22 protein-coding genes are annotated in these 21,435 nt (G+C 63.5%); 2 read left to right on the forward strand and 20 right to left on the reverse strand.

All coding sequences use genetic code 11. The features are described from left to right. Positions 1 to 10 precede the first annotated feature (10 nt). From paaK to AC0L3J_RS09265, 14 genes are all read right to left on the reverse strand, one after another. Positions 11 to 1,342: a phenylacetate--CoA ligase PaaK gene (gene paaK, locus AC0L3J_RS09200; protein WP_456765303.1), complete on the reverse strand. Its 1,332-nt coding sequence runs from the start codon at positions 1,340 to 1,342 to the stop codon at positions 11 to 13. A gap of 28 nt (positions 1,343 to 1,370) precedes the next feature. Continuing rightward, the gene (gene paaI / locus AC0L3J_RS09205) at positions 1,371 to 1,820 is read right to left on the reverse strand and encodes a hydroxyphenylacetyl-CoA thioesterase PaaI (RefSeq protein ID WP_456765304.1); all 450 of its coding nucleotides are present in this window, start codon (positions 1,818 to 1,820) and stop codon (positions 1,371 to 1,373) included. Positions 1,821 to 1,875: 55 nt separating this feature from the next. Then, positions 1,876 to 2,958, reverse strand: coding sequence for a 1,2-phenylacetyl-CoA epoxidase subunit PaaE (gene paaE, locus AC0L3J_RS09210; RefSeq protein ID WP_473346803.1), 1,083 nt, complete (start codon positions 2,956 to 2,958; stop codon positions 1,876 to 1,878). Positions 2,959 to 2,960: 2 nt separating this feature from the next. Further along, complete coding sequence (gene paaD / locus AC0L3J_RS09215) at positions 2,961 to 3,464, reverse strand: 1,2-phenylacetyl-CoA epoxidase subunit PaaD (RefSeq protein WP_456765305.1); 504 nt, start codon at positions 3,462 to 3,464, stop codon at positions 2,961 to 2,963. After that, positions 3,458 to 4,234, reverse strand: a complete 777-nt coding sequence (gene paaC, locus AC0L3J_RS09220) for a 1,2-phenylacetyl-CoA epoxidase subunit PaaC (protein WP_456765306.1) — start codon at positions 4,232 to 4,234, stop codon at positions 3,458 to 3,460. Before paaC ends, paaD begins: the two co-directional genes overlap by 7 nt. Beyond that, positions 4,234 to 4,521 carry a 1,2-phenylacetyl-CoA epoxidase subunit PaaB gene (paaB, locus tag AC0L3J_RS09225; protein WP_008136594.1) on the reverse strand — a complete coding sequence of 96 codons (288 nt, stop codon included), beginning with the start codon at positions 4,519 to 4,521 and terminating at the stop codon, positions 4,234 to 4,236. The genes paaC and paaB overlap by 1 nt, the downstream gene beginning before the upstream one ends. A 10-nt stretch (positions 4,522 to 4,531) precedes the next feature. Next, positions 4,532 to 5,524 carry a 1,2-phenylacetyl-CoA epoxidase subunit PaaA gene (paaA, locus tag AC0L3J_RS09230; RefSeq protein ID WP_456765307.1) on the reverse strand — a complete coding sequence of 331 codons (993 nt, stop codon included), beginning with the start codon at positions 5,522 to 5,524 and terminating at the stop codon, positions 4,532 to 4,534. Between the two features lie 76 nt (positions 5,525 to 5,600). Continuing rightward, entirely contained in the window at positions 5,601 to 6,467 is an 867-nt protein-coding gene (gene paaX, locus AC0L3J_RS09235) for a phenylacetic acid degradation operon negative regulatory protein PaaX (protein WP_456765308.1), read from the reverse strand. A gap of 216 nt (positions 6,468 to 6,683) precedes the next feature. Then, positions 6,684 to 7,454: an esterase/lipase family protein gene (locus tag AC0L3J_RS09240; protein WP_456765309.1), complete on the reverse strand. Its 771-nt coding sequence runs from the start codon at positions 7,452 to 7,454 to the stop codon at positions 6,684 to 6,686. 201 nt (positions 7,455 to 7,655) lie between these two features. Further along, a complete protein-coding gene (locus AC0L3J_RS09245; protein WP_456765310.1) occupies positions 7,656 to 8,942 on the reverse strand; it encodes a DUF445 domain-containing protein in 1,287 nt (428 codons plus the stop codon). 199 nt (positions 8,943 to 9,141) lie between these two features. Next, a complete protein-coding gene (locus AC0L3J_RS09250; RefSeq protein WP_007607904.1) occupies positions 9,142 to 9,597 on the reverse strand; it encodes a phasin in 456 nt (151 codons plus the stop codon). Positions 9,598 to 9,799: 202 nt separating this feature from the next. After that, positions 9,800 to 10,393, reverse strand: coding sequence for a GNAT family N-acetyltransferase (locus AC0L3J_RS09255; RefSeq protein WP_456765311.1), 594 nt, complete (start codon positions 10,391 to 10,393; stop codon positions 9,800 to 9,802). Continuing rightward, complete coding sequence (locus AC0L3J_RS09260; RefSeq protein ID WP_456765312.1) at positions 10,390 to 11,472, reverse strand: PHA/PHB synthase family protein; 1,083 nt, start codon at positions 11,470 to 11,472, stop codon at positions 10,390 to 10,392. The genes AC0L3J_RS09255 and AC0L3J_RS09260 overlap by 4 nt, the downstream gene beginning before the upstream one ends. Then, positions 11,469 to 11,852 (reverse strand): hypothetical protein, encoded by a 384-nt coding sequence (locus AC0L3J_RS09265; RefSeq protein ID WP_247425902.1) that lies wholly within the window; start codon positions 11,850 to 11,852, stop codon positions 11,469 to 11,471. The genes AC0L3J_RS09260 and AC0L3J_RS09265 overlap by 4 nt, the downstream gene beginning before the upstream one ends. Positions 11,853 to 12,022: 170 nt before the next feature. On the opposite strand from AC0L3J_RS09265, the gene AC0L3J_RS09270 reads away from it, so the two are divergent. Both AC0L3J_RS09270 and AC0L3J_RS09275 read left to right on the forward strand, forming a co-directional pair. Then, complete coding sequence (locus AC0L3J_RS09270) at positions 12,023 to 12,937, forward strand: alpha/beta fold hydrolase (protein ID WP_473346806.1); 915 nt, start codon at positions 12,023 to 12,025, stop codon at positions 12,935 to 12,937. A gap of 142 nt (positions 12,938 to 13,079) precedes the next feature. Then, the gene (locus tag AC0L3J_RS09275) at positions 13,080 to 13,544 is read left to right on the forward strand and encodes a nuclear transport factor 2 family protein (protein WP_456765314.1); all 465 of its coding nucleotides are present in this window, start codon (positions 13,080 to 13,082) and stop codon (positions 13,542 to 13,544) included. Positions 13,545 to 13,644: 100 nt separating this feature from the next. On the opposite strand, the gene AC0L3J_RS09280 is transcribed toward AC0L3J_RS09275, so the two are convergent. The 6 genes from AC0L3J_RS09280 to AC0L3J_RS09305 form a co-directional block, all read right to left on the reverse strand. Beyond that, positions 13,645 to 14,319 (reverse strand): spermidine synthase, encoded by a 675-nt coding sequence (locus AC0L3J_RS09280; protein ID WP_473346807.1) that lies wholly within the window; start codon positions 14,317 to 14,319, stop codon positions 13,645 to 13,647. A gap of 30 nt (positions 14,320 to 14,349) precedes the next feature. Then, positions 14,350 to 17,583 (reverse strand): bifunctional cytochrome P450/NADPH--P450 reductase, encoded by a 3,234-nt coding sequence (locus AC0L3J_RS09285; protein WP_456765316.1) that lies wholly within the window; start codon positions 17,581 to 17,583, stop codon positions 14,350 to 14,352. Between the two features lie 130 nt (positions 17,584 to 17,713). Continuing rightward, on the reverse strand, positions 17,714 to 18,709 hold the full coding sequence (locus AC0L3J_RS09290; RefSeq protein ID WP_456765317.1) for an alpha/beta fold hydrolase: 996 nt from the start codon (positions 18,707 to 18,709) through the stop codon (positions 17,714 to 17,716). A gap of 10 nt (positions 18,710 to 18,719) precedes the next feature. Further along, positions 18,720 to 20,270, reverse strand: a complete 1,551-nt coding sequence (locus AC0L3J_RS09295; RefSeq protein ID WP_456765318.1) for a WS/DGAT/MGAT family O-acyltransferase — start codon at positions 20,268 to 20,270, stop codon at positions 18,720 to 18,722. Positions 20,271 to 20,316: 46 nt separating this feature from the next. Beyond that, complete coding sequence (locus AC0L3J_RS09300) at positions 20,317 to 21,117, reverse strand: esterase/lipase family protein (protein WP_456765319.1); 801 nt, start codon at positions 21,115 to 21,117, stop codon at positions 20,317 to 20,319. After that, a complete protein-coding gene (locus tag AC0L3J_RS09305; protein WP_007593837.1) occupies positions 21,117 to 21,374 on the reverse strand; it encodes a DUF6489 family protein in 258 nt (85 codons plus the stop codon). Before AC0L3J_RS09305 ends, AC0L3J_RS09300 begins: the two co-directional genes overlap by 1 nt. Between the last annotated feature and the right edge of the window lie 61 nt (positions 21,375 to 21,435).

Raw genomic sequence — 21,435 nt, forward strand, 5'->3', positions numbered from 1 at the left:
ATGAGGGGACCTAATCCTTGGGCCGCTTGTCGTAGAGGCGCTTGGCCTTGCCGAGCGAGCGTTCCAGCGTGGCCGGCGCAACCACGCTCACCCTGGAGCTGATGCCGATGGTGTTCTTGATGTGCGTCGAGATCCGGCTCGCATGGTCGAGAAGGCCCCGGCCGTCCCAGCTCTCCGGCCGCGCCTCGGCAATGATGGTCAACTCGTCCATGCGGCCTTCGCGGGTCAGTTCCAGAATGAAATGCCCTCCGCACCAGTCGGTGGCGAGCAGAACCTCCTCGATCTGGGTCGGGAACAGGTTGACGCCGCGCAGGATGATCATGTCGTCCGAGCGCCCCGTCACTTTCTCCATCCGTCGCATGCCGGGCCGCGCCGTGCCCGGCAGAAGCCGCGTCAGGTCGCGGGTGCGATAGCGGATCACCGGAAAGGCTTCCTTGGTGAGCGAGGTAAACACCAGTTCGCCCTTCTCCCCGTCAGGCAGCACCGCACCGGTGTCGGGGTCGATCACTTCAGGATAGAAATGGTCTTCCCATATGTGCAGGCCGTCCTTGCTCTCGATACATTCCTGCGCAACGCCGGGCCCGATCACCTCGGAAAGACCGTAGATGTCGGTCGCATCCATGTCGAAGGCGTCCTCGATCTCGCCGCGCATCGCATTGGTCCAGGGCTCCGCGCCGAAGATGCCGACCTTGAGCGAGCATTGACGCGGATCGAGCTTCTGGCGCTTGAACTCGTCGAGGATCGCCAGCATGTAGCTCGGCGTCACCGTGATGATGTCGGGCCGGAAGTCGTTGATGAGCTGCACCTGCCGCTCGGTCATGCCCCCGGAGATCGGCACCACGGTGCAGCCGAGTTTTTCGGCGCCATAGTGCACCCCTAACCCGCCGGTGAAGAGACCGTAGCCATAGGCATTGTGGATGATCATGCCAGTTCGACCGCCGGCGGCGCGGATCGAGCGCGCCATCACGTCCGACCATGTGTCGATGTCGCGTTGTGTATAGCCGACCACGATCGGCTTGCCCGTCGTGCCGGAGGACGCGTGCACGCGCACCAACTTTTCACGGGGCACGGCAAACATGTTGAAGGGATAATTGTCGCGCAGGTCCGTCTTCACGGTGAACGGAAATTTCGCAAGGTCCGAGAGCTCTCGAAAGTCGGACGGGTGCACGCCGGCCGCGTCGAAGGCGTTGCGATAGTGCGCGACGTTGTCGTAGGCGTGCTTCAACGACCAGGCCAGCCGCTCCGTCTGGAGCGCCTTGATCTCGTCGCGCGATGCGCGCTCATGCGCATCCATTTCGGCGCGATAGGTGTTACCACCTTCCTTGAGCCTCGTCAGAGCCATCCTCGTTTCCCCGCATCATTGCTTTTCTTTATTGATCCTGCGCCGGCAGCCAATTGCCGGGAATGACCCGCGAATGCCCGCGAAATTCGGCGATGACTGTATCGCCGGCGGTGACGCGCACGTCATAGATGCCGGAGCGGCCGCCGCGCGTGATCTCGCGCGCTCTTGCGACGAGGCGATCGCCGAGCTTGCCCGGCTTGATGAAGGTGATCTGGCCCTGCGCCGCCACGACGCGGTCGTTGTGCGAGTTGCACGCGAAAGCGAAAGCGGAATCTGCCAACGTGAAGATGAAACCGCCATGGGCGATGCGCTGACCGTTGACCATGTCCGGCCGCACGTTCATCGCCAGCGTCGCATAGCCCGGTCCGATCTCGACAATCTCCATGCCGAGTCCCTTGGAGGCATCGTCCTCCGCCCACATCGCATCGGCGCAGGCGCGGGCAACATCCTCGGGCGACAAGGCGGCTTTGACGTTCACGCGCTTCTCCCGTCCGATTGTTTGGACACGATGTTCTGCTGCCTGGCTAAAACTGTCAAACGTGGTCGTAGTCGACCACGACCCGCTCCGACGATGGCTTGGCCTGACAGGTCAGGACAAAGCCAGCCTTCAGCTCCCAAGGTTCCAGCGAGTAGTTGATGTCCATCGGCGCCTCGCCTTCCACCAGTTTTGCACGGCAGGTCGAGCACATGCCGCCCTTGCAGGCGAACGGCAGATCGACGCCGGCGCGTAGCGCGGCATCCAGGATGGCCTCGTCCTCGGCAACCGGCACGTCGCGGCGCTTGCCGTCGATGATCAGCGACGCGATCGCTTTCGGCGGCGCGTCCGGCGCAACCATCTTCTTCGGCCGCGGCTTGCCACCGAACTCGGAGACGAAGCGCTCGACATGGATACGCTCTTCCGCGATGCCGAGCCCTCGGCAAGTCGCCTCGATGTCCTCGCTCATACCGGACGGACCGCAGATGAAGACGTGATCGACGCTTTCCGCCGGCACCAGCGAACGCAACAATACCTTCACCTTGTCGCCGTCGAGCCGGCCGTGCAGGATCGGAATGTCCTGCTCCTCGCCCGAGATTACGTGGAAGATCGAGAGCCGATCGATGAAGCGATCCTTGAGCTCTTCGAGCGCCTCGAGGAACATGATGTTGTCGGTGGTGCGATTGCCGTAGAACAGGAAGAACTGGCTGTCCGGCTCGCGCGCAAGCGTGCCCTTGACGATCGACAGGATCGGCGTGATGCCGGAGCCGGCGGCAAAGCCGACATGGATACGCCCGGCGCCGGCCGGCGGGATCACACCAAAGCGTCCCGTGGGCGTCATCACGTCCAGCGCGTCGCCGCACTTCAAATCGTCCGCTGCCCAGCTCGAAAACGCGCCACCATCAACCCTCTTGACGGCGATGCGTATCTCACCGTCGTCGGGCCCGGAGCAGATCGAATAGGAGCGGCGCACTTCCTCACCATCCAGCATGGTGCGGAGCGTGAGGTATTGGCCGGGCGTGAAGGCGTAGTCGGTCGCAAGCTCCGCCGGGATGGCGAATGTCAGCGATACGGCGTCCGACGCCTCGCGGCGGAGGTCGTTGACGGCCAGGCGATGGAAGCGTGGTGCGGCTGCTGACATGGTCAATGACACTTGAAATAATCAAAGGGTTCGCGGCAGGCCCTGCAGCGCCAGAGCGCCTTGCAGGAGGTGGAGCCGAATTCGGACAGCAACTCGGTATTCGCCGAGCCGCATTGCGGGCACGCAACGGCTTGTTCGCCGAACAGCGCGCGGCGTGAATTCGAAGCCTGCGGCGGCGCGATGCCGTAGGCGCGCAGCTTGCGGCGGCCCTCTTCGCTCATCCAGTCCGTGGTCCAGGCCGGCGACAGCACGGTGCGGACCTTTGGACTGCGGAAACCGGCGCGCTCCAGCGCGACCTCGATTTCCAGCGCGATCATGTTCATGGCCGGGCAGCCCGAATAGGTCGGGGTAATCGCGACCTCGACCTGATCGCCGTCGAGTACGACATCACGCAGCACGCCGAGATCGGCGATGGTCAAAACCGGGATTTCGGGATCGACCACGCTCGCCGCGGCATCCCAGGCCCGTTGGCGCAGTTCGCTATGGGGCTCCAGCACCGTCACCATGTCTGCCCCGGGAAAGTGCGCTGCATCGATTGCAGCTCTGCGAGAAGCTGGCCGAGGTGCTCGCTGTGCCGACCCATGCGGCCGCCCTGCTGCATCCAGTCGTTCTGCGGCAGCTTGAGCGTGGCTTCGCCGATCACATCCGAGAGTGTCGTCAGCCAGCGACCCCGCAAGGTCCCTGGGTCTACGGCGATACCGGCATGGATCAAGGCGCGCTCGCCGTCGTCGACGGCAAACATCTCGCCGGTGAACGCCCAGAGATGATCGATCGCAGCCTGGGCACGGGCATGGCTCTCGTCGGTGCCGTCGCCGAGTCGGATGATCCACTCCGAGGAATGCCGCAAATGATAGGCACTCTCCTTCTCCGACTTCGCGGCAATCGCAGCGAGCGTCGTATCGCGCGAGATCATCATGGCGCGCCAGTAGAGATCGGCGAAGGCGGAATAGAAGAACTGCCGTACCAGCGTCTGGGCAAAGTCGCCGTTCGGCTGCTCGAGGAGCAGCAGATTGCGATACTGCCTGACATCGCGAAGGTAGGCGAGCTTGTCCTCGTCGTTGTCCTTGCCTTCGGCCTTGGCTGCGTAGGTGTAGAGCTCGCGGGCCTGGCCGATGAGGTCGAGCGCGATGTTGGAGAGCGCCATATCCTCTTCGAGCATCGGCGCGTGCCCGCACCATTCCGACAGCCTGTGGCCGAGGATCAGCGCATCGTCGGCGCGGCGCAACGCGTAGAGCACCAGCGGCGTTTCGGAGACCTGGGTGTTGGCGCTCGCCATCACATGTGCCCCACTTCTTCAGGCACCTCGTAAAACGTCGGGTGCCGGTAGATCTTCGATTCCGCTGGCTCGAACATCATGCCCTTCTCGGCGGGATCGCTTGCGGTGATCGCCGTCGACGGCACGACCCAGATCGAAAGACCCTCGCCGCGACGCGTGTAGATATCGCGGGCAGCCTGCAGGGCCATCGTGGCGTCGCTCGCATGCAGCGAGCCGACATGCTTGTGCGCGAGCCCGTTGCGGCTGCGAATGAAGACTTCCCACAGCGGCGTGTTCGGCGTGGCCATCGTGATCTCCCTACTCTGCCGCTTGTGCAGTTCGACGCTGCGCCCGCTTCGCGGCATAGCTAGCTGCCGCCTCGCGTACCCAGGCGCCCTCGTCGTGCGCCTTGCGGCGCGCAGCCATCCGGTCACGGTTGCACGGGCCATTGCCGGCGAGCACCTGTTTGAACTCGGTCCAGTCGATCTCGCTGTAGCGCCAGTGCCCATCCGCATCCTGAATCATGCCGGGATCGGGAATCGTGAGGCCGAGATATTGCGCCTGCGGCACGGTGGCATCGACGAATTTCTGCCGCAGCTCGTCATTGGAGAAGCGCTTGATCTTCCATCTCGTCGAGGTGTCGCTGTGCTGGCTGGTGGCATCCGGCGGGCCGAACATCATCAGCACCGGCCACCACCATCTGTTCAGGGCATCCTGCGCCATCGCCTTCTGCTCGTCCGAGCCGCGGCACAGCGTCAGCATGATCTCATAGCCCTGGCGCTGGTGGAACGACTCCTCCTTGCAGACGCGGATCATCGCGCGGGCATAGGGGCCGTAGGAGCAGCGGCACAGCGGGATCTGGTTCATGATCGCGGCGCCGTCGACCAGCCAGCCGATGGTGCCGATGTCGGCCCAGGTCAGCGTCGGATAGTTGAAGATCGAGGAATATTTTGCCTTGCCCGCGAGCATGGCGTCGACCAGCTCTTCGCGCGAGGTGCCGAGTGTCTCGGCCGCGGCATAGAGATAAAGCCCGTGGCCGCACTCGTCCTGCACCTTCGCGAGCAGCGCGGCCTTGCGGCGCAACGACGGTGCGCGCGTGATCCAGTTGCCTTCGGGCAGCATGCCGACGATTTCGGAATGAGCGTGCTGGGAGATCTGGCGGGTCAGCGTCTTGCGATAGGCCGCCGGCATCCAGTCGTTCGGCTCGATGCGCTCCTCGGCATCGATGCGGGCCTGAAACTGCGCCGCCTTAGCTGCGTCCTCGAGGCTGCGGTCATCCGCCTCGGTCGTGTTCAGCGCCTGGGTATACATGCGCATCCTCCCATTTTATTGAGAGGCAATATATAACAAGAATTATATCATGCAAGATATTTCTGTAACATAATAATCAAGTCTGGAATCTCCGTTCCAGGAGTTTTCGCGCCGGCGGCAATGACCCCTTTTCATTTGTTCCGTGGCCATCAAGCCATTGTTCCGATGGGGCAAGCAGCGCGCGATAGATGTCGCCGCACAACGCGCGGGCGGCCTTGCCTGGCCAGTTCGCCGGAAGCAGGCTTTCGGGCAGCAGCGGATCGCGCAGCACAACGCGGCGATAATGGTGGATCAGGAGGATGCGCGCCGTGAAGGCGTCAGCCTCGGACAGCTCCGTGCCGCGCGCGATCGCGGTGCGCAGCGGCTCGAACGTCTTCATGAACTTCAGATAGGCGTCCGCGGTGCGATCCAGCGGCCAGCTCGCACTGAGCAGCCGGCGACCGCTGTCATCCTCGGCCGAGACCTCCAGACGGATAGCGCCCGCGGCCTCGTCCGGCACTGGCACGCCTGACGGCGCGACCCACACGCCCGGCAGCGGGCTGCCGAAGCCGGCATTGCGGAGCGCCTCGCGCGAGGCGTCGCGATCCTCACCATTGCCGATCAGAAGCAGTTCGAAGCGGCCGGTCCAGTCGGATGGCGGCGGATCGTAGATATGGCGTGTCGCGGCCTCGAAGATCTGGCGGCCCTTGTCGGCCAGGCGATAAAAGCTGTTGCGGCCGACCTTCTCGCGCGTCAGCCAGCCATCGGCGGCAAGCCGCGACATCGCGGTACGCACCACGCCGCTGTCGATGTCCAGACTTTCGAAGAATTCCAGCAGGGTGCCTAGCCATACCGAGCCGCCACGCGGCACGATGGCATCGCCGAACACCGTGATGACGATGGAGCCGGTGCGCGACGGCTCGCGCTTGAGCTGCTCGATGATGCGGGATAACGGATGCGCCATGTGCGAGGCATAGCGCGTTTGGTGCCGGCGCGACAATGGACGGGTGCGACGGTCTTGCTTCTCCCTCTCCCCGTCCTTACGGGGAGAGGGTTGGGGTGAGGGGCTGCTTCCTCAGAAACGGTGGGAGTTGGACTCGCGGAGAGTCCCCCTCACCCGGATCGCATGTCCGATGCGATCCGACCTCTCCCCGCAAGCGGGGCGAGGTGAAGAAGAGCCCTACCGATGCGGATCGGGATAGACCACGCTGCGCCAGCCGCTGCGGTCGAAGGGCCGCCAGCTGCCTTCCTTCTGCGCAAGGCGATCAGCCACCGCGAAGACAGCGGCGGGATGATGGCCCATGCCGCAATGGCTGCTCTCGATCTCGATGCTCTCGGTCTGCGCGCCCGACTTCTCCATGCAGCCCTGCCAGGCGCAGACGCCGTCAGTGCGGCTGAAGATCGCCGTGGTCGGCACCGGCGGCGGAACGGCGAGATCGCCGCCGAACTGCGGATCGACCTCGTCGGACTTCCGCCCGCTCGCCCATTCATAGACGCGCCAGGCATTGGTCGAATGCGGATCGCCGGCAAAGGGGCTGCCGAGCGTGATCACCTGGCGTACGCGGTCGGGCATCATCTTGGCGAGCTGGCGCGCATAGAGACCGCCGAGGCTCCAGCCGACCAGGCTGATCCTGCGGCTGTGCCTGTCGCTGAGCTCCTGAACCAGATCCACCATCGCGTGCTGCACACCATCGCGCAGGCCGTAATTGCGGCCCTGGCGCCAGCCGCTCACCGCGTAGCCCTTGCCCGACAGAAACGTGCGCAACGCGCGCGTGGATGAGTCTGAGGCCACGAGGCCCGGCAGTACCAGCACCGGATGTCCATCACCGCGCGGCGCGAGGCTGAGCAGCGGCAGCGCGCCAAGGAATGCGCCGAACTCGTGGATCGCTCGCCCTTCCAGGAACATCAGGGTGCGGGACGGCGGGCTCAGCGTCTGGGCAGTAGCAGTCATCAATGGTCCCCTTGGGAGAATTGCTGAAAAGGCCACCGGTTGTTTGCCGGCAAATGGGTATGGGATTCCAACACGCCGGCTTCTTGATCGTTCCGCAACGCAACATGAATCAGCTAGGCAGCGGGTTCCCGACATTCAAGCGGGAGACACACCGGGCCACAATAGGCCGGGGCGCTAATGCTGGCGTCCGTGACGCAAAAGTCACAACAATCGAAGCAGGAATTCTACGGAGTAAAGCGCAAGGCCCGCGAGCCCGCCGATCAGCGAACCGTTGAATCGGATGTATTGCAGGTCGCGGCCAATGTTGATTTCGATCAGCGAAATCAGCTGCGCCATGTCCCACGATTTGACCTGGTCGGAAATGAAGGTCGAAACGCCGCTCTTCTGGTCCGCGACGAAACTGCGCAGCACCGCGACCAGGCCCTTGTTGATCTCGCCGCGCAGCTCGGCATCGCCGGCAAGCGCTTCGCCGGCCGCGACACACATACCGGCGAGATGATGCTGCAGCACCTGCGTCTCGCCGCTTGCGCTACGCTCGATGAAGGACCGCGTGTTGGCCCACACGGTGCGGGCGAGATCGGCGAGCTCGGGACGCGCGAGCAGATCGCGTTTCAAACCGTCGATGCGGTCGATATAGGCCTGGTCGGTGCCGAGCCGGTCGACGAAGCTCAGCACCATGCGATCGAACTCGCCGCGGAACGGATGTTTGGGATCGCTGCGCACTTCATTGAAGAACGCGGTGGCGGAGGCCACGATCTTGTTCACCAGAAACTTGTCGGCGCGATAGAGCCTGAGCAGGGTCGGCAATTCCGCCCGCACCTTCTCACGGATCATCGCCATCGTCTCGGTCTGGTTCAGCGTCTCGTGCATCACGCGCAGGAGATCGTCGAACAGGATCTGGTGACGCCCCTCGGCAACGAAGCCGCGCAGCGTGCCGGCCGCGAGCGGCGCGAGGTCGATCGCCTCGAGCTGCGATGACATGCGCCGGATGATGAAGGTCATCAGACCGGAGCTCTCGGTCGCGGAGACGGCCTCCGGCAGCAGGCGCAGCGCAAAGCGCGCAAGGTCGTCACTGCGCTTACGATCACGCAGCCAGTCGGCGACGAAGGAGCCGAAATCGATCTCGTTCAGCTTGGCCTCGACGGGAGCAGCCTCGAGGAAATGCACCTGAATGAATTCGCCGAGCTTGTCGGCGATGCGGGCCTGATTGCTCTGGATGATCGCGGTGTGCGGGATCGGCAGACCCAGCGGCCGCTTGAACAGCGCGACCACCGCATACCAGTCGGCGAGCCCGCCGATGGTCGCGGCTTCCGCGAAGGCCGCGATGAATCCGAACACGGGATGCACCGGCAGCAGCCATTTCGCGACGACGAACAGGACAAGCGTCGAACCCAGCACCATGGTCGCCAGCGCTTTCACGCGGCGCAATTCGGCCGCGCGTTCTGCGTCGCCGGGAGTGTCGAAAGAGAAGGCGCCTGATGGAGTCATCACAGCATCACACTATCCGTCATTGCGAACGAAGCGAAGCAATCCAGAGTCTTTCCAAGGAGGCAGACTGGATTGCCTCGCGGAGCCTGTCATCGGGCCGCGCTTCGCGCGGACCCGTTGGCTCGCAATGACGGCTGCGGCGGAAAAACAAAAGGCCCGCCGAAGCGGGCCTCAAATTCAGTTTCTCGTCTCAGGCAGATCAGGCGGTCTTGTTGTAGACCTTGGCAAAATTGTCCTGAGCGGACTTCGCACCGTTGGCGGCGAGCTTGCCGAAATAGTCGGTGGTCGCCTTGGCGCGCGAGACGAACGCTTCGCCGCGGGAGCGGAGCAGGCCGGACTGGATCTCGACAGCTTCGCTGAACGACTTGGCGGACGCGAGCTTGTCGATGCCCGCGAAGAACGCCTCGGCGTCCTCGTAGATCGCCTGCTGGATGTTGCGGCTGATCTTGCCGGCTTCGGTGACGGACTCGGTCACCGCGTTCTCGACGGCGGCGGTCACGCGCTCGGAGCCAGCGAACACTTCGGCAGCACGGTCCTTAGCGGTATTGGCAGACTTCTTGACGAACTCGCGAGCGGCCTCGGGAACTTCCAGGTTCTGGATGTTCTTGAACGCGTCCTTGAAGCCTTCGAAAGCGGTATTGGTTTCGGTGGTCATTGGGGTCTCTCCATCCTCATTGGTTGAGCTATGGGCTCACCCCGTCCGGTTTTGGCCCGGGGCACGGCTTATATGGCATAGTTAATTGTGCGATGCAATATCGATATTGCAGTGCGATATCACGAAACCGTGAATAGCCTTAATGGGAGGCATTCTGGCGCCTCCCTGACCATCCAGTTCCCGAACACCCGTCCAGCGGTTCTCAATGCTGGACGGCGCCAGGCAGCCCATAGGCCTCCATCTGGGCCTGGACCTGCGCGATGTTGTGCCCGAGCACGACGATATCGTGGGTCTTGCCGTCGATGTCGCGGACATGATCGCGCAACAGTGCCTCGGCCTTGAAGCCGAGGCTCTCGAACAGCGTGATCGCGGCCTGCTGATCGACCGTCATCTGGACCGAGAGCTTCTCGAGGCCAGCGCCGAGCGCGAGTGCGAAGGTCTCCTGCGACAGCGTCCGACCCACCCCCTTTCCGCGCACATCGAGCGAAACCACCATCCGGATCTCGCCGACATGGGGCGACCAGGAGTGCGGGTCACGCACCAGCGTGCCGCAACCGACGACCGTGCCGCCCCTGACCGCGAGCAGGCTCCTGATCGCGCCGCGCTCGATCTCCTTGACCCAGGCGGAGAGCACCTTCGGCTCACTGATGTTGCGCGGCAGGAACAACAGGTCGTGGGTCGGCAGGCCCTTGCCGAAGGCGAGCACCGCGGCTTCGTCCGCCGGCGACATCAGGCGGATCTCGATATCGCCCGCGTCCGTCTTCACATGACGCGGATAGGAACGCTGCTCACTCATGTCGATCTCTTCCCCAGCCAGGAATCCAGTTTCGGCCATAGCCGCTTCACCGCATTGGCGCCGGCGACGAGCGAGACGTGACCGCCTTTCAGCATCACCTCCTCCTTGTCCTCCGATCCGATCTTGGCGATCAGGTGCTTTGCCGCCTCATACGGCACGATGTGGTCGTGTTCCGCCACCGCATGCAGGAACGGCACCTTGATGTCGTCGAGCTTCGCCGCACGGCCGCCGACCGACATGGTGTCGTTGAACAGCTTATTGTCCCACATCAGGTCCTTGGTGATGGTGCGGAAATATTCGCCGGCCAGCGGCAGCGTGTCGGTCGCCCAGCGGTCGAACATCCGGTAGGATTTAACGAACTCGTCGTTCCAGATGTTTTCCCAGAGCTGGATCTGGCTGACGGTGCGCGAGGCCGGGCGCAGCATCTCGAATGACGACAGGATCATCTCGGGCGGCACGTTGCCGACGCTGTCGACGAGGCGATCGACGTCGAAATAGCGACGGTCGGAGAAGTTCGAGAACAGTTTCATCTCGCGAAAGTCGATCGGCGTGGTGAAGCAGATCAAATTCTTCATCGGCCCGTCCCTGTGGATCGAGCCGTAGAGCAGCGACAGCACGCCGCCGAAACAATAGCCGATGACGGAGACGTCCTGTTCGCCGGAATCCTGCTGCACGCGGCGGATGCAATCCGGGATGAAGTCGAGGACATAGTCCTCCATGCGGAGGCTCTTCTCCTCCGGCCGCGGCGCGCTCCAGTCGAGCATGTAGACGTCGTAACCACGCTTCAACAGGAACTCGATGAAACTCTGGCCGGGCACGAGGTCGAGAATGTAACCGCGGTTGGTGGTCGCCATCACGATCAAGATCGGAATTCGGTAGATCTCGTCGGACATCGGACGATAGTGGTAGAGGCTCATCGTGCCGCGCGAATGCAGCACGTCCTTCGGGGTCGAGCCGAGCGTGGGACCGGAGGTCGAAAAATATTCGACGCCCTTGATGCTGCGCTGGATGGCGCGCTGCACCTCGGACTGGATGCGCTCCGGGATCCCTGCGAGGTCTAATCCGGCGGGTGCATTCATGTCTGCTCTCCGCCTTCAGACGGCGGGCGCTTGGTGCGCGGGGGGCGCAATGCAGTGTCGGAGCCCTGAGAAATGCCGGAACTCGCCGCCATCTGGCTCAGCATCGACTTGATCTCACCGATCTGTCCTTCGATGGACTGCAGCCGTTCCGCAAGGCCGGTGACCTGGTCCCGGCTCGGCAGATTCATGGAGACCAGATACTTTTCCATGAGGTCGCCGAGCTGCTTCTGAGCACCTGCAGCAACGCCGCCGGCCCGGTTCACGGCTTGCGAAAACTCGGGCGACGACATGGCCTGATTGGCGAAGGAGTTGAACCCCTTCTCCATCTCGCCAACCATCTTCTGCCACATGGCAATAGGATCGTTGCTCTTGTCGGTCATCGGCGTCCTCCTGAACTCGAGAGCTTCGATGCCCTTCCTTTTTCGCCATACCACACCGTTGCGCGGTGTCGGTCAACCGGCAAGCAGCGGGTCCGGTGTCGCGGACGCGGCTTCATTGCGAGGGGAAACCGTGCGATACAGTATTGATCAAAAGCCGAGGGAACGCAGCCGTGAACGCCTATCATCCGCCGCAAACCGTCCACGCCAACGGCATCGACATCTGTTACGAAACTTTCGGCAATGACAGTGCCGAGCCGCTGCTGCTGATCATGGGGTTAGGCGCCCAGATGATCCACTGGGACGATGCGTTCTGCGAGCAGCTCGCAGCGCAGGGCTTTCGCGTCGTTCGGTTCGACAATCGCGACATCGGCAAGTCGAGCCATCTCACCGGCGGCAAGCGTCTGACGCCGCTCGAATTGTTGAAGCTTCGGTTTCTCAGGATTCCCGTGGCCGCAACCTACAAGCTGATCGACATGGCGAAAGACACGGTCGGGCTGATGGATGCGCTCGGCATCAAGTCGGCGCATCTGGTCGGGGCGTCCATGGGCGGCATGATCGCGCAGGAAGTGACGCTGTCGTTTCCCGAGCGCGTGCGCTCGCTGACCTCGATCATGTCGACGACCGGCAATCCGCGCGTGCCGCCCCCGACACGCGAGGCCGCCGCGATGCTGATGGCGCCGCCGCCGCGCAGCAAGGAGGAGTTCATCGTCCGCTACGGCCAGACCTGGAACGTGTTGCGGGCCGGGTCCTTCCCGGAGGAAGAGGCGCTCGATCCCGGTCGCGCCGAACGCGTGTTCGCGCGCGGGCTCAATCCGGCCGGCGTCGGCCGGCAACTCCGGGCGGTGCTCGCCTCCGGCAGCCGCAAGGAGCGACTGTACGGCGTCAAGACACCGACGCTCGTGATCCATGGCACCGTCGATCCGCTGGTCCGCCCCGAGGGCGGCAAGGATACGGCAGAGTCAATTCCTGGCGCAAAGCTGCTGATGATCGAAGGCATGGGCCACGCGCTGCCGATGCGGTTCTGGCCGGAGATCATCGGCGCCATCGCCCAGCACGCACATGGCGCGGCAGCGCAGGCGGCGTAAACCGACGCAGAAGGTCTCCTCACGGTGACCATGTGAGCTGCCGGTTACTCTCTTAACGCGAGCCGGTGCGAAAGCTATACAGGCTTCCTTCAATCGCCAAGACCCTCAATCGCCAAAGAGGCTGCGGCCTCTCGGAGTTCACATGCATCTCATCGTCCGATCAGCCGCAATCGTCGCCGCTTCAGTCCTCACGCTGTCCCTCGCCGGCGGCGCCGCGATGGCGGGTAGCGCGCAAGAAGAAGCCAATCGCAAAACTGTGCTTGCGTTCTATGAGAAGGGGCTCAACCAGAAGGACGCCGATGCAGCCCTCGCCCATGTCGGCGACCGCTACGTCCAGCACAATCCAAACGCAGCCGATGGTCCGGACGGCTTCCGAAAGTTCATCGGCTTCCTGCGCGAGAAATTCCCGAACTCGCACAGCGAGATCAAGCGCAGCTTCGTGGATGGGGACTACGTCATCCTGCACGTTCACGCGGTTCGCGAGCCCGGCAGCAGGGGCAACGCGATCGTCGACATCTTCAAGCTGGAGCACGGCAAGGTGGTCGAACACTGGGACGTGGTGCAACCAATCCCGGAAAATCCGGCGAACAACAACACGATGTTCTAGCTCGGAGCCGTAGCCCGGATGGAACGCAGCGCAATCGGGGTTCTTGCGCGGATCGCCCGTCCCGGATTTCGCTGCGCTCATCCGGGCTACAAATAGCCGCCTAGCTCTTCCTGGCCAGCCAGATCACGTGGCGCGCGCCACCGCCTCTTCCGGTGGCGCGAATGTTGACTTCGTTGACGTCGAAGCCGGCGCTGCCAAGCCGCTTGGTGAAGGCCGGATTGGGCCCCGAGGACCAAACAGCGAGCACGCCTCCGGGCCGCAGCGCCGTCTTCGCCGCTTTCAGTCCGCTCGCATTGTAGAGCGCATCATTGCCCTTCCGGGTCAGCCCTTCCGGCCCGTTGTCGACGTCGAGGAGGATGGCATCGAATGCCGACCGCTGCGCCCGGATGGTTTCGCCGACGTCGGTTTCCCGGATGCTCACCCTGACGTCATCGAGACTGTCGCCGAACACCTGCGCCATCGGGCCCCGCGCCCAGGCGACGACCGCCGGCACGAGCTCGCAAACCACGATCTTCGCCTTGCCTCCCAGCACGGTAAGCGCCGCACGCAGCGTAAAACCCATGCCAAGGCCGCCGATGAGGACGATAGGTTTTGCGACCGTCTCGATCTGCTTCGCCGCGAGCGTGGCGAGCGCGGCCTCCGAGCCCGACAGGCGGTTGTTCATCAGCTCGTTGGTGCCGAGCTTGATGGAAAACTCCTTGCCTCGCCGCATCAGGCGAAGCTCTTCATCGGAGCCGGGGATTTTGGCGGTATCGATCTTTTCCCAGGGAATCATGCGAGAGCTTTAGCACGATCGGCCGCTGGATTATCCACCTGCCCACACGTCCAGCACATACCGGTTCTTCGTGCCCATCTCCTCGATCCAGCGGGCAGCTGTGGCGGCATCGCTGCCGCTCTTCTCACGATGGATCGCGACCAGCGCCGCCTTCACGTCGGGCTCCATCTTGCTGCCGTCGCCACAGACATAGACGATCGCGCCCTGCTCGATCAGCGGCCAGACCTTGTCCTTCTGCGCGGCGAGGACGTGCTGCACATAGGTCTTCGGGCCCTCCGCGCGCGAGAACGCCGTGAACAGCTCGGTGATGCCGCTCGCCGCCAGCGCCTTCAGCTCGTCCGCGTAAAGAAAATCCTGATCGGGATGCCGGCAGCCGAAAAACAGCATGGCCGGGCCGAGCGCGGCGCCCTTCGCCTTGCGCGCAGCGCGCTCCTGGAGGAAGCCGCGGAACGGCGCCAGTCCCGTGCCCGGGCCGATCATGACGATCGGCACGGAGGGATCGTCCGGGAGCCGGAAGCCGGCCTTGGTCTCACGCACGGTGGCATGGATCACGTCGCCCGCGCGTCGATTGGCGAGATAGTTCGAGCAAATACCCTTGTAGGTGCCGCGGCCCGAGGCGGCCGGCCCTTCAACCACGCCGACCGTGACGCTGCAACGAACCGAGTCCACCGACGGCGAAGACGAGATCGAATAATAACGCGGCGCCAGCAGCGAGAGCATTTCCAGATAGACGTGGAACGGCAGTTCGCAGGCCGGATATTCGAGCAGCAGATCGAACACCGATTTCCGCCTGGCCAGAATTTCGCTGCGATAGCGCTCGAGCGGCTCGGGCTCCTCGCCAACGAAGGCCAGCAGCTTCGGCGTGGTCACCGGGCAGCGCGTGTGCTCGGCCATGATCTTGATCTGGTTCCGCGTCGCCACTTGCTGGAGCTCGACGAACTCGCTGAGCAGACGGCCGACCGACACGGCATCGCCGACCGGCAATTGCGCGCGGCGGCCTTCGGCGACCTGAAGCCTGATCTGGTCGGCCGGCAGGAAGCCGAAGCGACGGGCAACCGAATCCACCAGCGTCGGGTCGTTGCGCGGGACCACACTCAGATGGTCGCCGACGCGGTAATTGATGTTGGACGGCAGCTGCACCTCGATGTGGCGCGTCGAACGCTCCGACGGATTGGATCCGGCCTTATTCTGAAGCTCGTCATTGACCAGCACCTTCATCGCCACCGCGCCGCCCTGGGCGACGATGGTGTTGACGGCGGTCACCGCGACCGGCTCGATCGCGTAGAGCGGATCGTCCTCCGCGGTACGGGTGAAATTCCAGTCGATGCCGAATTCCTTGGTCGCGACCTGGGCGGCCGCCGGGAACCATTTCTGAAACTGGCCGTCGAGATCGCTGCGCGCATCGCCTTCGCCGCGCGGATAGACCGCGCGCGCACCATGCGCCGACAATTGCTCATCGATGAAGCGCGGCACCGACTGGTAGGTCGCGGCCCAGTCGCTATTGCCGCAGCCGAACACCGCGTAACGCACATTGGCAAACGCATCCTTCGGCAGCTCGTCGCCGAGCCATTTGACGAATTGCGTCGCGTTGTCCGGCGGCGCGCCGTTATAGGAGGCGCAGATGATCAGCACGCCACCCTCCCGCGGCAGCTTGCCGACGTAATCGTCGAGCGGCCCCAGATGCACGGCAAAGCCGTTGATCTCGGCAAGATCGGCCATCCGAGTCGCCAGCTCCTCGGCGGTGCCGAGATTGGAGCCGTAGAGCACCAGCATTGGCGTGTTGTGGCCGGGACGCGCGGTGGGCTGACGCGGGGCCTTCGGCGCCGACGACGCCGCCACAGGTCCGCCATAGGCACCGCGCTCGCGATCGGCGCGCGGACGGACCTTGATCTTGAAGCCTTCCGGCTTCATCGTCAGCGTTTCCTTCAGATGCATCTGGTAGCGCTCGTGGTCGATCAGCTTGAAGCGCTGGAGGATCATGCCGAGCGCGAGCGCAGCCTCGTGCATGGCGAAGCCGCGGCCGATGCAGGCGCGCTGGCCGTTGCCGAACGGCTTCCAGGCATTGATCGGCCGCTTGGCTTCCGCCTCCCGGCTGAAATTCTCCGGATCGAACGCGTCCGGGTTCGGACCCCAGACCGAGGGATCGCGATGCAGCGCGGTCACCAGGATGGTGGTGAACGTACCCTTCCTGAGCTTGTACTTGCCGGCGCCGATGGTCTCGTCGTTCAGCGGCGAGATGCCATAAGCCGGCGCCGGCGGCCATAGCCGCAGCGCCTCCTTCAGGATCTGTGTGATGTAGGTGAGCTGCGTGACCTGTTGATAGGTCGGCCGTACATTGACGTCGGGACCGAACACGCGGTCGACCTCGTCATAGGCCTTCTTGAGAATGTCGGGATGCTTGAGCAGCGCATAGAGCGTGCAGGACAACAGGCCGCTGGTGGTCTCGTGGCCTGCGATCAGGAACGTGTTGATCTGATAGCGGATGTTGACGTCGTCGAGCTGCTCGCCGGTCGAACGATCGACGCCCGTCATCATCGCCGCAAGCATATCCTTCTTGTCGTCGGTCGCCTCGCCTCCCTTGCGGCGCTCGGCAATGATCTCGTCGACCATCTTGTTCATGAAGTCGACGTCTTCAGCCATCGTCTTGCGCCGCTTCTGCATCCAGAGCTGCTCGAACGGCAGGCCGCGCGTCATCATGATGGTTTCGAGCGAGCGCACCAGCGACTCGACGAAAGGATGGTAGTCGCGCCGGTAGAACGAATTGAAGCGGTAGTCGAAGCCGCACAGGCCGATCGTATCCAGCGTCAGTGCCGTCATGTCGTGGACGACGTCGATCTCGTCGTCGGCGTTGAGCCGTTCCCATTTACCGACGAGCTGCTCGGCGATGTCGACCATGCTCGGGTGATAGGACTGCATGGCGCGGTTGCCGAAGGGCTGAAGCAGGATGTTGTGCGCCTTGCTCCAGTTCGGCTCCCTGGTGTCGGCCGTGAACAGGCCGTCGCCGCCGACTGCGCGCACCCGCCGCAATGCACCGCGCACCGTCTTGTCGAAACGCTTCTCGTCCGAGAGCTCGTCGACGAGATCGTGGCCGGAGACGACCACGATCGGCGAGCCCATCATGTCGAGCCAGAAGATCGGTCCCAGTTCCTTGGCAAGCCGGGTCAGATGCTGCACCGGCGCAGCCGAATCCAGTGACAGCATATTGCCGACCACCGGCTTGGTCGGCGGCTGCGGGATCGGGTCCAGACGGTTCTTGGATGACATCGAAATGTAGTCCCCCTGCTTCAACGTCGTGATTGCGAGCGAAGCGAAGCAATCCAGAAATATATCCTTGGAGCCACCCTGGATTGCTTCGCCGCTTCGCTCCTCGCAATGACGAGTTCGCAATGATCAGCTAGCCAAACCGCCTTCTACGCCATTCGATCAGCTTGGCGCTGACCTCCTCTGGCTTCTCCTGCTGCGTCCAATGGCCACTGTCCTTCACAAGATGTTTCTCCAGATCAGATATCAGCGTCTCCATGCCGTCGGCCGCAGACGGCGGCAGCACGGCATCGTTCTCGGCCATGATCATCAATGACGGCACGTGCACGTGATGGTCCAGGCCTTTCGCGCGCTCCCAATTGCGGGTGAAGTTGCGATACCAGTTGATGCCACCGGTGAAGCCGGTTTTCGTGAACGTATCAACGAACACCTTCTTCTCGTCGGCCGACAGGATCGGCGTGCGCGGATCGTGCTTTGCATCGTAGGCTGCGATCATCTGCGGGAATGCCAGATTGGTCTTCGACGAGGCGCCGACACCCGCGATCGGCGGCCCCTCCGGTTTCTCCGCCGGCCGCGCCAGCGGCTTGCGCATGAACGCGTCGAACGTCTGCTCGACGCGGCTGCCGAAGATCCTGTCCGGCTCACGCGCGGGATCCTGAAACTGGACGATGTACATCTGATCGCCGAAGCGCTGGCGGAACAGCGCGATCGGATCGATCGGCGCGCGGTCCCAATGCGGCGTGTTGACGCCGACCACACCGGCGACGCGCGAAGGATGCCGCAGCGGCATCTGCCAGACGACGAATCCGCCCCAGTCGTGGCCGACGAAGATCGCCTTGTCGATCCCGAGATGATCGAGCAGCCCGACCAGATCGCCGGTCAAATGCTCCATGTCATAATCCTCGACCGGCTCTGGCCGGTCGGTCGCGCCGTAGCCGCGCTGGTCTGGCGCAATCACCCGGATGCCGGCTTCGCTCAGCGCCTTGATCTGGTGGCGCCAGGAAAATGCGAGTTCGGGCCAGCCATGGCACAGCACCATCGGCGGCTTGTCTGTGACCGGGCCCGCCTCGTAATAGCCCATGCGGATTCCGTTCGTCTGCACGAACTTGAGCGGTGGCATTTCAATCATCGAAACATTCCTACTCAGCGGCGCCCTTGATGTCCGCGGCGGGCAAAGCATAGGCCGCCTCCAGCGCGGCGAATTCTTCCGGCAGCATGTCGCACATCACCTGCACGTGCGGAATGATGTTGGCGCCGACGATGAAGCCGAAATCGAGCTGGTCGCGATAGCTCTGCACGGTGATGTTGAGCGCCTGTCCGTGCGTCGAGATCGACACCGGAAAGATGTGCAACAGCTCCGCGCCCGCGGCGTAGAGCGTCTGCCGCGGCCCCGGCACGTTGGACACCGTGATGTTCGCAGCCGGCGGCAGCACATTCGACAAATCGGAGCGGCTGTAGAGCAACGCCATGATCTGCACGACGATCGGCGCGCCCAGCATCGAGATGTTGGAGATCTGCGGCATCAGTGCCCGCAGCGGATGCGACATCTCCTTGGACTTGGTCGATTGCGCGATAATGGCTTCCAGGCGTGCTTTGGGATCGTCGATGTTGGTCGCGATCGAACAGATCATGCCGAACACCTGGTTGTTGGCCTCGGTGTTGCCCTCCTCGCGAAGCGAGATCGGCACGGCAGCGGTCAGGGACTTCGCCGGCAGCGTTCCGTGTTGCTGGAGGTAGCGCCGGACCACGCCGGAGGCGAGCGCCAGCACGACGTCGTTGAGCTTGCCGCCGGCCTGCTTGGCCAGCGCCTTGGATCGCGACAGCGAGATCGAAACGCCGGCGAAACTGCGCTCGGACGAGATCGACTTGTTGAGCATGGTCGGCGGCGACACCATGCTGGCAAGGCTCTCGCGCGATTTTGGATCGGATATCTTGCCGAGCACGTCCGAGACGCTCTTGACCATGGTCGGGATGTTGCCGGCAAAGCGCACCGCACTCTCGATCTGGTACATCGCATTGTCGAACAGGATCGAACCGATGTCGCTCTTGCCGGTGCGCGGCAGTTGCAGGTTCTTCGCGGCCGCCGATGCATCGAGCGGCTGGGTGAAAAGCTGCTGGTAGGAATCGACCAGGTTCGCTGCGATGTCGCGCGGCTCCTGCCCGGGCTTCGCTCCCGCGGTCGGCGCATCGACCTTCCGCGGGATCGGCGAGATATCGTAGATCATGTTGGTCAGCGCCGCACCGGCGCCGCCGTCGATGGCGGCATGATGCATCTTCGAATAGAGCCCGACCTCATTGTCCTTCATGCCCTCGAACACGTAGAACTCCCAGAGCGGACGGGCGCGATTCAAGAGCTTGGCGTGCATCCAGCCCACGATACGTTCGAGCGTGGCGCGGTCGCGCGGCTGCGGCAGGCTGGCGCGGAAGATGTGACGGTCGATGTCGAACTGGTCGTCCTCGACCCAGGAGGGATGATCGATGTCGAGCGGCGCCTTCTCCAGCCGCGCTTTGAGGATCGGCGCGATGTGCAGGCGCGAGACGATCATCGCCTTGAAATCTTCGAAGAAGTCGCCCTTGTAGTCGTCCGGCAGGCGAAAGATCGCCATGCTCCCGACATGCATCGGCATTTCCGGCGTTTCCAGATAGAGAAACGACGCGTCCAGCGACGACAGTTTCTTACCGTCAGCCATAGTTCCCTCCCGAGTATTTGACGGGCGCCTTAGGCGGCGCTTCTCGTCAGGCCGATACTGCCTGTTCCGGCGGGGCATATGCAATGGCAAACGGCCCTGCCCTGTCAAATGGCCAGAACTCCCCCTCCGGTTGCGCAAGGCGGTCCGCCACGGCCCACAGCGCTGCGGGATTCACCCCAAGCCCGATATGGCTCGCCAGGTGCACCTCGATGTTCTCGGCGCGGTCGGAGGAACGCAGCAGGCAGGTTCGCCAATTCACGATGCCGTCCGCGCGCGAATAGATCGACGTCGCCGGCACCGGAAGATCGCCGGCGATCGCCTCACGCAGCTCGGCGAAATCCTCGACGCGCTCGCCGGACATCATCTCGTAGAGCCGCGTCGCATTGGTCGCTCGTATGTCATTGGCAAAAGGGCTGCCGAGCGTGATGACATTGCGGACCATATCGGGCGTCTGGAGCGCGAGATCGCGTGCATAGACACCGCCGAGGCTCCAGCCGACCAGGCTGATCTTGCGTCCGCTCGCAGCATGGATTTCGGCGAGACGGGCGCGCAATGAATCCCGCATCCGTCCGAACCCGCCGAAATTGCGGCCCATCCGCCAGGCATGTGCCTCATAGCCGAGCTCGCTGAGATAGCGCCGCATCGGCGCCATCGAGAGGTCGCTGGCGAGGAAACCAGGCAGCGCCAGCACCGGATGGCCGTCGCCTTTGGGCGCCCGCATCAGGACCGGCGACAGCAGCAGGCTGGCGTTGAGTTCGAGCAACCCACGGGCTTCGGCGAGCAGCAAAGCAAGGCCGGGCGGACGAAGCCGGCCTGGGGTCTGCGGCCCGTCCGGACTGGGCGGCATTATTTCTTCTTGTCGCCGCTGCGCGTGCCGCCCAGGCCGGCCATGGTGACGAACATGTCCTGAAACCGTTCGGCAAGCTTGGGATCGAAGGTAAACCAGCTCTGGATCAGCGACTCCGGCGAGACCTTGTCGATGTTGCTCAAGACCTGCTGCTGCAGCTTGTCCATCACCGCCGTCTGCATCGGTGCCAAATCGGGCAATCCGATGAACTGGCGGGCCTCGAGGGGGGTGCAGTCGATTTCGATATTAACCTTCATGTCCCCTCCAGATGAGATTCGAGCGCCCGGCCGCAGTATCGCCGCGAGACGGTGTGCAACG

Source organism: Bradyrhizobium sp. Kon37, from assembly GCF_055807535.1.

Excerpts from the sequence above, each read along its gene's own strand:
- AC0L3J_RS09305 (WP_007593837.1), bottom strand. The coding sequence starts at position 21,374 with ATGAAGGTTAATATCGAAATCGACTGCACCCCCCTCGAGGCCCGCCAG.
- AC0L3J_RS09275 (WP_456765314.1), top strand. The coding sequence starts at position 13,080 with ATGCATCTCATCGTCCGATCAGCCGCAATCGTCGCCGCTTCAGTCCTC.
- AC0L3J_RS09280 (WP_473346807.1), bottom strand. The coding sequence starts at position 14,319 with ATGATTCCCTGGGAAAAGATCGATACCGCCAAAATCCCCGGCTCCGAT.
- AC0L3J_RS09290 (WP_456765317.1), bottom strand. The coding sequence starts at position 18,709 with ATGATTGAAATGCCACCGCTCAAGTTCGTGCAGACGAACGGAATCCGC.
- AC0L3J_RS09300 (WP_456765319.1), bottom strand. The coding sequence starts at position 21,117 with ATGCCGCCCAGTCCGGACGGGCCGCAGACCCCAGGCCGGCTTCGTCCG.
- paaX (WP_456765308.1), bottom strand. The coding sequence starts at position 6,467 with ATGGCGCATCCGTTATCCCGCATCATCGAGCAGCTCAAGCGCGAGCCG.
- AC0L3J_RS09260 (WP_456765312.1), bottom strand. The coding sequence starts at position 11,472 with ATGAATGCACCCGCCGGATTAGACCTCGCAGGGATCCCGGAGCGCATC.
- AC0L3J_RS09255 (WP_456765311.1), bottom strand. The coding sequence starts at position 10,393 with ATGAGTGAGCAGCGTTCCTATCCGCGTCATGTGAAGACGGACGCGGGC.
- paaE (WP_473346803.1), bottom strand. The coding sequence starts at position 2,958 with ATGTCAGCAGCCGCACCACGCTTCCATCGCCTGGCCGTCAACGACCTC.
- AC0L3J_RS09285 (WP_456765316.1), bottom strand. The coding sequence starts at position 17,583 with ATGTCATCCAAGAACCGTCTGGACCCGATCCCGCAGCCGCCGACCAAG.
- AC0L3J_RS09250 (WP_007607904.1), bottom strand. The coding sequence starts at position 9,597 with ATGACCACCGAAACCAATACCGCTTTCGAAGGCTTCAAGGACGCGTTC.
- paaA (WP_456765307.1), bottom strand. The coding sequence starts at position 5,524 with ATGTATACCCAGGCGCTGAACACGACCGAGGCGGATGACCGCAGCCTC.
- paaK (WP_456765303.1), bottom strand. The coding sequence starts at position 1,342 with ATGGCTCTGACGAGGCTCAAGGAAGGTGGTAACACCTATCGCGCCGAA.
- AC0L3J_RS09295 (WP_456765318.1), bottom strand. The coding sequence starts at position 20,270 with ATGGCTGACGGTAAGAAACTGTCGTCGCTGGACGCGTCGTTTCTCTAT.
- paaC (WP_456765306.1), bottom strand. The coding sequence starts at position 4,234 with ATGGCGAGCGCCAACACCCAGGTCTCCGAAACGCCGCTGGTGCTCTAC.
- AC0L3J_RS09245 (WP_456765310.1), bottom strand. The coding sequence starts at position 8,942 with ATGACTCCATCAGGCGCCTTCTCTTTCGACACTCCCGGCGACGCAGAA.
- paaB (WP_008136594.1), bottom strand. The coding sequence starts at position 4,521 with ATGGCCACGCCGAACACGCCGCTGTGGGAAGTCTTCATTCGCAGCCGC.
- AC0L3J_RS09265 (WP_247425902.1), bottom strand. The coding sequence starts at position 11,852 with ATGACCGACAAGAGCAACGATCCTATTGCCATGTGGCAGAAGATGGTT.
- paaD (WP_456765305.1), bottom strand. The coding sequence starts at position 3,464 with ATGGTGACGGTGCTGGAGCCCCATAGCGAACTGCGCCAACGGGCCTGG.
- AC0L3J_RS09240 (WP_456765309.1), bottom strand. The coding sequence starts at position 7,454 with ATGACTGCTACTGCCCAGACGCTGAGCCCGCCGTCCCGCACCCTGATG.